This is a genomic window from Streptomyces sp. NPDC039736 (assembly GCF_055596485.1).
The window spans coordinates 843,295-856,912 of sequence record NZ_JBVIUQ010000003.1; the positions used below are offsets into that span (position 1 = coordinate 843,295).

The following is a 13,618-nucleotide window of genomic DNA, read 5'->3' on the forward strand; positions in this document are numbered from 1 at the left end:
GCCGACCGCGGCTGGGACCTCGACGCCCTCGGCCGGGGCGGCTCCGCCACCCTGGAAGGCGGCTTCCTCGACGGCGTCGGCCGGTTCGACGCACGTTTCTTCGGCATCTCGCCGCGCGAGGCCCTCGCCATGGACCCGCAGCAGCGCCTGCTCCTGGAGACCTCCTGGGAAGCGCTGGAGCGGGCGGGCATCGCCCCCGACTCGCTGCGCACCAGCGCCACCGGCGTCTTCATCGGCACCAATGGCCAGGACTACACCACCGTCCTGCGCCGCGGCACCGCCGACGTCCAGGGCCACGTCGCCACCGGCAACACGGCCAGCGTGATGTCCGGCCGCCTCTCCTACACCCTGGGCCTGGAGGGCCCGGCCGTCACCGTCGACACCGCCTGCTCCTCCTCGCTGGTCGCCCTCCACCTCGGCGTCCGCGCGCTGCGCGGCGGCGAATGCTCCCTGGTCCTGGCCGGCGGGGTGTCGGTGATGTCGAGCCCCGACTCGTTCGTCGAGTTCTCCGCGCAGGGCGGCCTCGCCCCCGACGGCCGCTGCAAGGCCTTCGCGGACAGCGCCGACGGCACCTCCTGGTCGGAGGGGGCGGGCGTCCTCGTACTGGAACGCCTCTCCGACGCCCGCCGCCACGGGCACACCGTCCTCGCCGTGCTGCGCGGCGCCGCCGTCAACCAGGACGGTGCCAGCAACGGACTGACCGCGCCCAGCGGGCGCGCCCAGCAGCGCGTCATCCGCCAGGCCCTCGCCGACGCGGGCCTCGCCCCCGCCGAGGTCGACGCCGTCGAGGCACACGGCACCGGCACCCCGCTCGGCGACCCGATCGAGGCCGGCGCGCTGATCGCCGCGTACGGCAAGGACCGCGAACGGCCGCTGCTCCTGGGCGCCGTCAAGTCCAACCTCGGCCACACCCAGGCCGCCGCGGGCATGGCGGGCGTCATCAAGATGGTCATGGCCATGCGCCACGGGGTGCTGCCGCGCACCCTGCACGTGGACACCCCGTCCACCCACGTGGAGTGGGCCGACGAAGCCGTCGCCCTGGTCCGCGAGGAGCAGGACTGGCCCGCCACCGGCCGCCCCCGCCGTTCGGGCGTCTCCGCGTTCGGCGTCAGCGGCACCAACGCGCACGTGATCGTCGAGCAGGCGCCGCCCGTTCCCGAACCGGACCCGGCCCCGCTCGTCCCTTCGGTCGCACCGTGGGTGGTCTCCGGCAAGTCCCCGGCCGCACTCGACGCGCAGCTCGCACAACTCGCACGACTCGCCGGGCCGGGAGCGGAGCCGGTGACGGACGTCGGCTTCTCGCTCGCCGCCGGACGCCCCCACCTCGCCCACCGGGCCGTGCTGGTGGCCGGTGCGGAGGTCGCCAGGGGAACGGCCGCCGAACGTTCCCTCGCGGTGCTCTTCTCCGGCCAGGGCTCGCAGCGGCCCGGCATGGGCCGCGAGCTGCACGCGCGCTTCCCGGTGTTCGCCGAGGCGTTCGACGCCGCGTGCGCCGGCCTCGACCGGGAACTGGACCGCCCGCTGCGCGAGGTCCTCTGGGGTGCCGACGCGGCCCTCACCGACCGTACGCAGTACGCCCAGGCCGGGCTGTTCGCGGTCGAGGTCGCCCTGTACCGGCTGGCCGAATCGCTGGGCGTGCGGCCCGACTTCGTCGCCGGACACTCGATCGGCGAGGTGACGGCCGCGCACGTCGCGGGCGTCCTCACCCTCGCCGACGCGTGCACCCTGGTGGCCGCGCGCGGCAGGCTGATGGAAGCCCTGCCCGAGGGCGGCGCCATGGCGGCGCTCCAGGCGACGGAGGAGGAGGTCCAGCCGCTGCTGGGGGAGTCCGTCTCCCTGGCGGCCGTGAACGGACCGGCATCCGCGGTCGTCTCCGGGACGGCCGACGCGGTGGAGGCCGTACGCGCCGAGTTCGCGGCGAGGGGCCGCAGGACGACCCGGCTGCGGGTCTCGCACGCCTTCCACTCCCCGCTGATGGAACCGATGCTCGACGCCTTCCGGCAGGTCGTCTCCCGGCTGTCCTTCACCCCGCCGCTCCTGCCGCTCGTCTCGAACGTGACGGGCGGGCCCGCGACCGCGGAGCAACTGTGCGACCCGGAGTACTGGGTGCGGCACGTCCGCGAGACCGTACGGTTCGCCGACGGCGTCCGCGCCCTCGGCGGGGCGGGCGCGAACGCCTTCCTCGAACTGGGCCCGGACGGCGTCCTGAGCGCCCTCGCCGAGCAGAGCCTCGCGGACGGCGGCCACGTGTGCACGCCGACCCTGCGCGGGGACCGCCCCGAGGAGGCCGCGTTCGTCACCGGCCTCGCGCGGCTGCACGTCAGCGGCGTCCGGGTCGACTGGACCCGGCTGTACGAGGGAACCGGCGCCCGGCGCACCGACCTGCCCACCTACCCCTTCCAGCGGGAGCTGTACTGGCCCGAGCCGGCCCCTCGCCCCGTGCCGGAACGTGCCGGGCGGAACCAGAACGAGTACGACGCCGACTTCTGGGCGGCGGTGGAACGCGGCGACCTGCCCGAACTCTCCGCCACCCTGGGCCTGGCCGAGGACGAGGCGGCGCTGACGGCGCTCGTGCCGGCGCTGTCCGCCTGGCGCCGGGGCCTGGACGAGGGCACGGTGGTGGACGGCTGGCGCTACCGGACGGCCTGGAAGCCGCTCGGCACGGCCCCGGCCGACGCCCTCGACGGCACCTGGCTGGCACTCGTACCGGAGAACTGCCCGGACGACGCGTGGACGGACGGGATCGTGGACGCCCTCGGCCCCGACGCGGTACGCGTCGCGGTCGACCCGGCCGACGGCGAGCGCCTCGCGGCGCTGCTGGCGGGGCTCGACCGGCGGTTCGACGGTGTGCTGTCCCTGCTGTCCCCGTCCTCGCCCCTGCCCGGCGACCTGTTTGCCGCCCTCGCCGAGGCCGGAGTCGGGGCACCCCTGTGGTGGGTCACCCGGGGAGCGGTGGCCGTGGGCCGCGCCGACGCGCCCGCCGACCCGGTGCAGGCCGCCGGGTGGGGCCTCGGCCGGGTCCTCGCCCTCGAACACCCGGGCCGCTGGGGCGGGTTGATTGACGTCGCGGAGGTCGTGGACGCACGCGCGGCCGCCCGGCTGCGTGCCCTGCTCGCCGCCGGTTCCGGTGGTGAGGACCAACTGGCCCTGCGTCCGTCCGGCGTCTACGCCCGCCGTCTCGTACGGACGGTCCCCGACCCGGCGGCGGAGGTCTGGACGCCGTCCGGCACCGTGCTGGTCATCGGGGAGGCCGACGGGTTCGGCGGGCACACCGCCCGCTGGCTGGCCCGCGCGGGTGCGGCCCGCGTGCTGCTCGTCGGCGCCTGCGCATCCGGCCCGGCCGACGTCCTCGCGGCCGAACTCGCCGCCGAACTGGCCGAGTCCGGCACCGTGCTCACCTGCACCGCCCTCGTCCCCGACGACCGGACCGCGCTCGCCGCGGCCCTGTCCGCGATCCCGTCAGGCCAGCCGCTCACCGCGGTGGTCCACACCGGGTACGGGACCGGGGCGGACGGCCCCGAGCAGGTGCGCACCGCGGTGGAGTCCCTGGAGGACGCCCTCGAAGACGCGCTCGGCGAAAGGGAGTTGGACGCCTTCGTCCTGTTCTCCTCGATCGCGGGCGTGTGGGGCGTGCGCGGCCAGGAGCAGGGAGCCGCGGCGAGTGCCTGGCTCGACGCCTTCGCCGAGCGCCGCCGCGCCGAGGGCCGCACCGCACTCGCCGTGGCCTGGGGAGCCTGGGCCGGCCTGACCGGCGGCTCCCTCGACCGGCACCTGCGGCTCAGCGGACTGCCCACGATGGACCCCGAACGGGCCCTGGCCGCCATGCGGCGGGCCATCGGGGACGGAACGGCGTCCGTGACCGTCGCGGACGTCGAGTGGGAACGCTTCGCGCCCGCGTTCGGGCAGGCCCGCCCGAGCAGTCTGTTCACCGAACTCCCCGAGGTACGCGCCGCGTTGGCGTCCGACGAAGGAGGGACGTCCGCGACCGCCGCCGACCCGGCGCCGGGTACCGGCGCCGCCGCCGTGCTGCGCACCGAACTCCTGGCCAGGCCGGAGGGGGCCGAGCGCGACGAAGTGCTGCTGGCCCTCGTGCGCCGGGAGGTGGCCGCCGTGCTCGGCTACCAGGACGCCGAGGCCATCCCCGTGGACCAGGCGTTCAAGGACCTCGGCTTCGACTCGCTCACCGCCGTGGACCTGCGCAACCAGCTGGGCCGGGCCACCGGTCTGACCCTGCCCGCCACCCTCGCCTTCGACCACCCGACCCCGGCGGCGCTCGCCGCGCGACTGCGAGCCGAGCTGCTGGAGGAGGCGGAGGACGCCGCCCCTGCGGGCGCCCCCGCCGGGACGGCCGCAGACACCGCCGGCACCGGCGACGACCCGATCGTCGTCGTCGGCATGAGCTGCCGCTACCCCGGCGGCGTGCAGTCTCCCGAGGACCTGTGGGAGCTGCTGCGCGCCGAGGTCGACGCCATCGGCGACTTCCCCGCCGACCGGGGCTGGGACCTGGAACGGCTCGCCCACGGCGACGACGAGGGCCGCGGCCGCAGCGTCACCCAGAACGGCGGTTTCCTCTACGACGTCGCCGACTTCGACGCCGCCTTCTTCGGCATCTCGCCGCGCGAGGCGGTCATCGTCGACCCGCAGCAGCGCATCGTCCTGGAGACGGCCTGGGAGGCACTGGAGCGTACCGGCGTGGACCCGCACACCCTGCGCGGCGGCGACACCGGCGTCTTCTTCGGCGGCGGCAGCGGCGACTACCGGCCCGCCATCGGGCAGGTCGGCCACGTCGAGACCGCCCAGTCCGCCAGCCTGCTGTCCGGCCGGCTGTCCTACACCCTCGGCCTGGAAGGGCCCTCGGTGACCGTGGACACCGCCTGCTCCTCCTCGCTGGTCGCCCTGCACCTGGCCGCGCAGGCCCTGCGGGCGGGGGAGTGCTCCATGGCGCTGGCGGGCGGCGTGACGGTCATGTCCAGCCCCGTCGGGTTCGTCGAGTTCGGCGAGATGGGCGCCCTGTCACCGGACGGCCGCTGCCGGGCCTTCGCGGACTCCGCGAACGGCACCGGCTGGTCGGAGGGCGTCGGCGTGCTCGTCGTGGAACGCCTCTCCGACGCCCGCCGGAACGGCCACGAGGTCCTCGCCGTGCTCCGCGGCTCCGCCGTCAACCAGGACGGCGCCAGCAACGGCCTCACCGCCCCCAACGGCCCGTCCCAGCGCCGCGTCATCCGGCGCGCGCTGGCCAACGCCCGGCTGACCGCCGCCGAGGTGGACGCCGTCGAGGCGCACGGCACCGGCACCAAGCTGGGCGACCCGATCGAGGCACAGGCCCTGCTGGCCACGTACGGACGCGACCGGGACGCGGCACAGCCCCTGCTCCTGGGCGCGGTCAAGTCCAACATCGGGCACACGCAGGCAGCCGCGGGCGTCGCCGGAGTGATCAAGATGATCATGGCGATGCGGCACGGCGTCCTGCCGAAGACCCTCCACCTGGACACGCCCTCCTCGCACGTCGACTGGACGGCCGGCGCGGTCGACCTCCTCACGGAGGCGACCGTGTGGCCGCACACCGGCCGCCCGCGCCGCGCGGGCGTCTCCTCCTTCGGCGCCAGCGGCACCAACGCCCACGTCATCCTGGAACAGGCAACGGACCCCATGCAGGACGAACCCCTCGCCGCGACCCGGCGACTGCCGGAACCGGCCACCACCGGCACGGCATCCGCGCCCGCCGCCGCCGGGGCGGCACCCGCGGACACCCGCGTGCCGGTGTCCGCCACCACCGGCACGGCACCTGCGGACAGTTCCGCACCCGCCGCCGGCACGGCTCCGGCGCCCGGGGCCGCCGACACGGCGCCCGCGCGTATCCCCGTGCCGGTGTCCGCCACCACCCCCGACGCCCTGCGGGCCCAGGCCGCCCGCCTGCACGCCCACGTCGCGGAGCGGCCCGCGCTCGCGGTCGCCGACCTCGGATACTCGCTGGCGACCACCCGGTCCTCCTTCGACCACCGGGCCACCGTCCTGGCCGGCGGCCGGGACGAACTCCTGGCCGGGCTCCAGGCGCTCGCCGAGGGCCGTACCGGGCCGCGCGTACTGCGCGGCGAGGCCACCGCCCGCAGCCGGAAGACCGCGTTCCTGTTCTCCGGCCAGGGGGCCCAGCGTCCCGGCGCCGGACGCGAACTGCACGCCGCGCAGCCCGTGTTCGCCCGCGCCCTGGACGAGGTGACCGCCCGCTTCGACCTGGAACTCGACCGGCCGCTGCGCGACATCCTGTTCGCGGACGAAGGCACCCCCGAGGCCGCCCTGCTCGACCGCACCGACTACACCCAGCCCGCCCTGTTCGCGATCGAGGTGGCCCTCTACCGGCTCGTCGAATCCTGGGGCCTGCGCCCCGACTTCGTCGCCGGGCACTCCATCGGCGAGATCGCCGCCGCCCACGTGGCGGGAGTGTTCTCCCTGGACGACGCCTGCGCCCTGGTGGCGGCACGCGCCCGGCTGATGGCCGCACTTCCCGGCGGCGGGGCGATGGCGGCCCTCCAGGCGACCGAGGACGAGGTGCGCGACCGCATCGCCGGGGTTTCCGCGGGGGCCGGGGGCGAAGCGGTGTCGGTGGCCGCGGTGAACGGCTCCCGGGCCGTCGTCGTCGCAGGTGACGAGGGCGCCGTGGACCGGATCGCACGGTCCTTCGCCGACGCCGGCCGCAAAACTAGGCGTTTGCGGGTCAGCCATGCATTTCACTCCGTGCACATGGACGCCATGCTCGACGACTTCGCACGGGTGGCCCGGGGCATCGCCTACACCGCCCCGAGCCTGCCTCTGGTGTCCAACGTGACCGGGGCGCCGGCCGACGCCGAGCTGGTGTGCACCCCCGACTACTGGGTGCGGCACGTGCGCGAGACCGTCAGGTTCGGCGACGGGCTGCGTGCCCTCGCCGACCGCGGCGTCACCCGCTTCCTCGAACTCGGCCCGGACGCCACCCTGTCGGCCCTGGCCCAGGACGCCGAAGACCCGGGACGAGCCGCCGCGGTGACCGCCGTACCGGTCCTGCGCAAGGGGCGCGGCGAGCAGGACACCCTGCTGTCCGCCGTCGCCCGGCTGCACGTCGAGGGCTGCGCTCCGCACTGGCCGTCCGTCTTCGCGGGCTCCGGAGCCCGCCGGGTGCCGCTGCCGACGTACGCGTTCCAGCGCGAGCGGTACTGGGCCCACCGGAGCCCGGCCCCGGCCGCGGAGGCGGCCGCCACCTCCGTCGGAGCCGTCGGAACGGACGACGCCTTCTGGTCCGCCGTACGCTCCGAGACCTTCGACTCGCTCGCCGGAACCCTCGACGTCGACAGCGACGCGCTGTCCAAGGTGCTGCCCGCTCTCGACGACTGGCGTCGCCGCCGCACCGAGGAGACCGTCGTCGACGGCTGGCGCCAGCACATCACCTGGCAGCCGCTCCCGACCACCGTGAACCGCACCACGGCCCCCGCGGGCACCGCGAACCGGGCCGCTGCGCCCGCAGGCAGCGGCAGCCGTACGGCCACGCCCCCGCTCGCCGGGACCTGGCTCGCCGTCCTGCCCGCCCCGCGCGCCGCCGACCCCTGGACCGAAGCGCTCCTGGACGGCCTCGGCCCGGACACCGTCCGTTTCGAGATCGACCCGGAAACCGACGCCGACCGGGAAGGGATGGCCAAGCGCCTCAGCGAACCGGCCGCCAGGGGGCGCGAGTTCGCGGGCGTCGTCTCGCTCCTCGGCTTCGAGGGGACCGGCCTTGCCCTCGACGGGACCGGCGGGGTCCCGCCGGGCGTGGCGCTGACCGCCACCCTGCTTCAGGCCCTCGGCGACGCCGGGCTGACCGCACCCCTGTGGTGCGTCACCCGGGGCGCGGTCGCCGTGGTCCCCGGAGAGCCCGTACCGGGGCTCGCCCAGGCCGCCGTCTGGGGCCTGGGCCGGGTCGCCGCCCTGGAGTACCCGCAGCGCTGGGGCGGCCTGATCGACCTGCCGGCCGCTGTTGCCGGTGACACCGCCGACGCCGCCGCCCTGGACCGGCTGGCCGCGTTCCTCGCCGCACCGGACGGGGAGGACCAGGTCGCGATCAGGTCCGGCACGCTCCACGGCCGCAGGCTGAGCCCGCTGCCCGCCACCCGTACGTCCGCGACCCCGGCACCCACCCGGGACACGACGGCCGCGGGCCCGGCCGGGCGCTCGGCCGCCCCGGCCCCCACCCGCGCCTGGGACCCCGAGGGCACCGTCCTGATCACCGGCGGCACCGGCGCCCTCGGCGCGCACGTCGCCCGCCGCCTCACCGACGCCGGAGCCCGCCACCTGGTCCTGCTCAGCCGCAGCGGCCCGAACGCGCCCGGCGCCACCGCCCTGCACGCCGAACTGACCGAAGCGGGCGCCGAGGTCACCCTCGTCGCCTGCGACGCCGCCGACCGCGAGGCGCTGACCGGCGTCCTCGCGGCCATCCCCGACCGGGCGCCGCTGACCGCCGTGATCCATGCCGCGGGCGTGCTCGACGACGCGGTCATCGACCGCCTCACCCCGGACCGGTTCGCGGGCGTCTTCCGCGCCAAGGCCACTTCTGCGCTGCTCCTCGACGAACTCACCCGGGACCTGGACCTGGCGGTGTTCGCCCTCTTCGCCTCGGCGTCGGCGTCCGTCGGCAACCCCGGCCAGGGCAACTACGCGGCGGCCAACGCCGTGCTCGACGCCCTCGCCGAACAGCGCCGTTCCCGCGGCCTCGCCGCCACCTCCCTCGCCTGGGGCGCCTGGGGCGGTGCGGGCATGGCGGTCGGCGACCGGGCGGCCGGGGCCGCCCAGCGGGCCGGCATCCGGCCCCTGGACCCGGACCTGGCGGTCACGGCACTGCGCCGCGCGGTGATGGAGCCCGAGCCGCTCACCGTCATCTCCGACGTCGATCCCGCCCGGTTCGTCCGCGCCTTCACGGCCGTACGGCCGAGCAGGCTGCTCGCGGGCTTCACCGTGCCGCAGGCACCGGACGCGCCGGCCGCGGCGGAGGTCCCGCGGCAGCGCGCCGAACTGGCCGCGCTCTCCGGGGCCAGGCGCGGGCCCGCCGTGCTCCAGCTCGTACGCACGCTGGCCGCCGAGGTCCTCGGGCTGGGCGGAACCGCGGCGGTCGGCGCGGAGAAGGCGTTCCGCGACCTCGGGTTCGACTCCCTGGGCGCCGTGGAACTCCGCAACCAGCTCACCGCCGCCACCGGCCTCGAACTGTCCGCCACCCTCGTCTTCGACCACCCCACCCCCGCCGAACTCGCCGAGCACATCGCCCGGCGGCTGGACCCGGCGGCCGACGAGGACGCGGCCGGGCCCCAGGACGTCGACCAGGCACGCCTCCAGGCCCTGCTGGCGTCGGTCTCCGTCGCCCAGCTGCGCCGCATCGGCGTACTGGAACCGCTGCTCGAGCTCGCCGCCGAGACCGCCCGGGACGAAGACCACCCCGGCGGCGGTGCGGGCGAGGAAGCCGCCTACGCCGACTCCATCGACGCGATGGACGTGGACGCACTGGTCCAGGCGGCCCTCGGCACGACCGCACCCCACCCGGATTCCACCCCCACGACCCACCCCACGTCCCACCCCGCGTCCGGCCCCACGGCCGGACCGGCCCAGCACGCCGAACCGCAGGACTGACGGAGCAGACGGAGCAGAACATGGCCACGCCCACGCCCCACGACAAGGTCGTCGAAGCGCTCCGGTCCTCGATGAAGGAGACCGAGCGGCTGCGGCGCCAGAACCAGAACCTGGTCGCCGCCGCCACCGAGCCCATCGCCGTCGTGGCGATGAGCTGCCGCTACCCGGGCGGAGTCCACTCGCCCGAGGACCTGTGGGACCTGGTCGCCTCCGGCACCGACGCGATGTCGGACTTCCCGGCCGACCGGGGCTGGGACCTCGACGCCCTGCGCGGCGCCGGAGTCGACGCGCGCGGCCACTCCGTGAGCCGGGGCGGCGGGTTCCTCGACGACGTGGCCGGCTTCGACGCCGACTTCTTCGGCATCTCACCCCGCGAAGCCACTTCCATGGACCCCCAGCAGCGGTTGCTGCTGGAGACCTCCTGGGAGGCGTTCGAGCGGGCCGGGATCGACCCGTCCCGGCTGCGCGGCAGCCGTACCGGCGTCTTCATGGGCACCAACGGCCAGGACTACGCCTATCTGCTCGTCCGCTCCCTGGACGACGCCACCGGCGACATCGGCACCGGCATCGCCGCCAGCGCCGTCTCAGGGCGGCTCGCCTACCAACTGGGCCTGGAAGGGCCCGCCGTGACCGTGGACACGGCGTGCTCCTCCTCCCTGGTCGCCCTGCACTGGGCGGTCCAGTCCCTGCGGGCCGGCGAATGCTCCCTCGCCCTGGCCGGCGGCGTGAACATCATGTCCACACCCGGCTCCCTCATGGAGTTCAGCCGACAGGGCGGGCTCGCGGGCGACGGCCGTTGCAAGGCGTTCGCGGACGCCGCCGACGGCACCGGCTGGTCGGAGGGCGTGGGCGTACTGGCCCTGGAACGCCTCTCGGACGCGGTACGCAACGGGCGCCGCGTCCTCGGTGTCGTACGGGGCTCCGCCGTCAACCAGGACGGAGCCAGCAACGGCTTCACCGCGCCGAACGGTCCTTCCCAGCAGCGGGTGATCCGGCAGGCGTTGGCGGCTGCCGGGTTGTCGGCGGCGGATGTGGACGTGGTGGAGGGGCACGGTACGGGTACGCCGTTGGGTGATCCGATCGAGGCGCAGGCGTTGCTGGCCACGTACGGGCGGGAGCGCGGGCCGGCGGGCGTGCCGTTGTGGCTGGGGTCGGTGAAGTCGAACATCGGGCACACGCAGGCCGCCGCGGGTGTGGCCGGTGTGATCAAGATGGTGATGGCGATGCGGGCGGGTGTGCTGCCGCGCACCCTCCACGTCGACGCGCCCTCGCGTCACGTCGACTGGACGACGGACGGCGTGCGGCTGCTCACCGAGGCCACGGAGTGGCCGGCCGGTGAACGGCCGCGACGGGCAGGCGTGTCCTCGTTCGGCATCAGCGGGACGAACGCCCACGTCGTGCTGGAGGAAGGCCCGGCACAGCAGCCGCCCGCCGAGCCGTCCGCCGCGCCCTCGACCGCGCCGGCAGCCACGCCGTGGCCGGTCTCGGGGAAGTCCGCTGCCGCGCTGGACGCGCAGGTGGAGCGGCTCTCGGCGGTGACGGGGTCCGCGCTCGACGTGGGTTTCTCGCTGGCGGCTTCACGGGCGGACTTCGCGCACCGCACGGTACTGGTGGACGGCGTCGAGAGCGCGCGGGGAGAGGCCGAAGAGCGTTCGCTCGCGCTGCTCTTCTCCGGACAGGGTTCGCAACGTCTCGGCATGGGGCGCGAGTTGTATGCGCGTTTCCCGGTGTTCGCGGCGGCTTTCGACGCGGTGTGCGCGGAGTGGGACGTGCCGGTGCGGGAGGTGGTCTGGGGCGAGGACGCCGACGCGCTGAACCGGACGCAGTTCGCGCAGGCGGCCCTCTTCGCCGTGGAAGTGGCGCTGTTCCGGCTCGTCGAGTCGCTGGGTGTGCGGCCGGACTTCGTGACCGGGCACTCGGTGGGTGAGATCGCCGCCGCGCACGTGGCGGGGGTGCTGTCGCTGGCCGACGCCTGCGCGCTGGTGGCCGCCCGCGGTCGCCTGATGGAGGCGCTCCCGGAGGGCGGCGCGATGCTCGCCGTTGAGGCCTCGGAGAGCGAAGTCCTGCCGCTCCTGGACGATTTCGTGTCGTTGGCGGCGGTCAACGGCCCGTCGGCCGTGGTCGTCTCGGGCGCGGAGGCCGGTGTGGAGGCGGTACGCGTCCACATCGAGGGGGCGGGCCGGCGGACCACCGGGCTGCGTGTTTCGCACGCGTTCCATTCGCCGTTGATGGATCCGATGCTGGAGGAGTTCCGTGCGGTGGTGTCGGGGCTGTCGTTCTCGGCTCCGGAGATCCCGATGGCTGTGGACGGCGCGCTGGTGTGCGATCCGGAGTACTGGGTGCGGCATGTCCGGGAGACCGTGCGGTTCGCCGACGGTGTCGGTGCGCTGGTCGCGCATGGTGTGGATGCTTTCCTGGAGTTGGGTCCGGACGGGACGTTGTGCGCGCTGGCGCGGTTGACGGTGGACGCGGTGGATGCCGGGGAGGTCGTGACTGTTCCGGCGTTGCGCAAGGGCCGGGGTGAGGAGGGCGCGCTGGTCGACGGGCTGGCGAAGCTGTACTGCGCGGGTGTGGGGGTGGACTGGGCGCGCTGGTACGACGGGACGGACGCGCGGGTCGTGGACCTGCCCACGTACGCCTTCCAGCACGAACGCCACTGGCCCGCGCTCATTCCTGACACGGGAGATGTGACGGCGGCTGGTCTGATCGCCGAGGCACATCCCCTGCTCGGGGCGGCGCTGCCGCTCGCCCAGTCGGAGGGCGTGGTCTTCACCAGCCGTCTCTCGGCGCAGGCCCAGCCCTGGCTGGCCGGGCGGACGACACCCAGCGCGACCCTGCTGGAACTGGCCCTCCGCGTCGGTGATCACGTCGGCTGCGACCAGGTCCAGAGCCTGGTGCACACCCTGCCCCTGACGGTGCCCGTGGACGGCAGCGTCGTGGCGCAGGTGCGAGTGGGGGAGCCCGACGCGTCCGGAGCCCGAACGGTCGCCTTCTTCTCCCGGATGGACGGGCCCCGGGTGGACGGGCCGCCGGGCGACAGGCTGGACAACACGGTCTGGACCGAGCACGCGACCGGTGTACTCGTCCCCGCCGCCGACCGGCCACCGGTGGGCGTCACCGGGGACGAGGTGGAGTGCGTGCTGTCGGGTGAGGTGGCGCGGGAGGCGGATCGGTTTGGTCTGCATCCGGCGTTGCTGGCGGAGGTGGTGCGGGAGGTCGTGGGGGAGCGGGAGTGGGTTCCTGTTTCCTGGCGTGGTGTGACGCTGCATGCGGCGGGTGCGTCGGTGGTGCGGGCGCGGATCGGTCGTGCGGCGGAGGACTGTGTGTCCCTGCTGCTGGTGGATGCCGCAGGTGAACCGGTGCTGTCGGTGGCCGAGTTGGTGCTCGGCACTCCGGTGGAACCGGTGCTGCCGGCGGGAGCACCGGACAGCGACGGGTTGTTGCGTGTGCAGTGGGTGCCGGCGGACGTGTCGGGGGCGGTCGGGTCTGCTGGGGCTGTTGAGTCACTTGGTGCGGCCGGGCTCGATGACTCGTCGTTGACGGTGTTCCCGGTCGAGGGCGGGGATTCACCCGAGGCGGTGCACGCGGCGTGTGGTCGCGTGCTGGCCGAGGTGCAGGAGTGGCTGACGAAGGAGCGGCCCGAGCACGCCCGCCTGGCCGTTGTGGTGCGGGGCGACCTCGCCGGTGCCGCTGTCACCGGTCTGGTGCGGGCTGCGGAGTCGGAGAATCCGGGCCGGTTCCTGCTGGTGGAGGCGGAAGGCGAGTGGCCGGCTCCGGCGGTGCTGGCGGCAGGCGAACCGCATGTGCGGGTCTGCGACGGAGTCGTGTACGTGCCCCGGCTGGCCGCACTGGGAGCGGACGCGCCCTCGCTGGAGCCCTCGGCTGGCTCGCACCCGTCTCCGTGGGGGTCTGGGACGGTGTTGGTGACGGGTGGTACGGGTGGTCTGGGGCGTGAGGTGGCCCGGCATCTGGTGGCGGTGCATGGGGTGCGGAG

General features: G+C 75.2%; 2 protein-coding genes (1 of these 2 cut by a window edge). Both read left to right on the forward strand.

Going from position 1 to position 13,618, the window contains the following annotated elements:
- Nucleotides 1–9,624 carry the final stretch of a type I polyketide synthase gene (locus ACZ56L_RS13210; RefSeq protein WP_471063797.1) on the forward strand. Its footprint begins 19,371 nt before the window's first position, so the window shows 9,624 of its 28,995 coding nt (coding positions 19,372–28,995); its start codon lies off the left edge, out of view; the stop codon is at nt 9,622–9,624.
- A 20-nt stretch (nt 9,625–9,644) separates the two neighbouring features.
- Nucleotides 9,645–13,618, forward strand: a 3,974-nt coding sequence (locus tag ACZ56L_RS13215; protein ID WP_471063799.1) for a type I polyketide synthase, incomplete at its 3' end; no start/stop codon positions are given.